The organism is Rhizobium acaciae (assembly GCF_025941625.1).
GTDB classification, from domain to species: domain Bacteria; phylum Pseudomonadota; class Alphaproteobacteria; order Rhizobiales; family Rhizobiaceae; genus Rhizobium; species Rhizobium acaciae.
This window is the reverse complement of sequence record NZ_JAPCZO010000076.1, coordinates 1-1,244: the sequence shown is the minus strand read 5'-3', so window position 1 is coordinate 1,244 and position 1,244 is coordinate 1. Positions and strand designations below refer to the sequence as shown.

General features: G+C 58.8%; 1 protein-coding gene and 1 pseudogene. Both read left to right on the top strand.

Translation table 11 applies throughout. The features are described 5' to 3' along the window. A partial coding sequence (locus OLZ32_RS39135; protein WP_264425731.1) for an aldehyde dehydrogenase family protein occupies positions 1-768 on the top strand: 768 nt, incomplete at its 5' end. Between the two features lie 182 nt (positions 769-950). Beyond that, a pseudogene (locus OLZ32_RS39130) lies at positions 951-1,244 on the top strand (transposase); the annotation flags it as partial.

Below are 1,244 nucleotides of genomic sequence, written 5' to 3'. Positions count from 1 at the left end.
ATCAGCTTCACCGGATCGACGGAAGTCGGGCGACTGCTGATGCGGCAATGCTCGGACCAGATCAAGAAGGTCAGCTTCGAGCTCGGCGGTAACGCGCCCTTCATCGTTTTTGATGACGCCGATATCAATGCGGCCGTCGATGGCGCCATCCAGGCGAAGTTTCGCAATGGCGGCCAGACCTGCGTTTCGGCCAACCGCATCTATGTCCAATCCTCCGTCCATGATCAGTTTTCGGAGAAGTTCACCGATCGCGTCCGGCACCTGCACGTCGGCGACGGCTTCGATCCGGATGTCGCCATCGGCCCGCTGATCGACACCCAGGCGCTGGCCAAGATCGAAGCGCATGTCGACGATGCCGTCGGCAAGGGAGCGGCTATCCGCTGCGGCGGGAGACGCGTCGGCGATTCCGGAACCTTTTTTCAGCCGACCGTGATCACAAACGTCGTCAGCACCATGCGGCTTGCTCAAGAAGAAACTTTCGGGCCGCTGGCGCCGATCATCTGCTTCGACGATCCCGATCAGGTGGTTCGCGAAGCAAACGACACAATCTACGGCCTTGCCGCCTATTTCTATGCCTCCAATCTCAAGCGCGTCTGGAAGGTGGCCGAAGCGCTCGAATACGGGATGGTCGGGATCAACACCGGCCGCATGTCTTCGGAGGCGGCCCCCTTTGGCGGCATCAAGCAATCTGGTATCGGCCGAGAAGGATCCCGTCACGGTCTGGAGGACTATCTCGAGATGAAATATCTCTGCATCGGCGGGCTTTGACGAGACCGCAGGGATGGCTCCGACATCTCTCCTCCAAAAACACGTCGCTAAAATTGCGCCTGTGGTTGGGAAAAAGCAGCTTTGATCGTCCGATGGGCAGCGTCAGGTCGAGAAACCGTAGTCCACCCAGTTGACTCACCGTTTCAACCGATTGAATAAGGAGGACCGCACAGGGAGCTAAAATGACGGATGAACTGAACCCCGAACAGACGGGTCCTGTTGTTTCCACCGAAACCGGCAAAACCGAGCAGGAAAAGAAAAAGCGGAAGCCTCCGGCAAAGCGGAAAACAGTCACCGCGCCTTCTGCCGCCAAGGCCGATTTGACCGCTGCAACGGCCAAGCCCCGCCGCTATTCGGACGAGGAACGAGCCCACAAACTCTCCGAGATTGAGGCTCGGGCGGCTGACGGAGAGTCCCTGAAATCCGCCATCAAGAGCGCTGGGATTTCCGAGCAGACCTTCTATCAATGGCGGCGC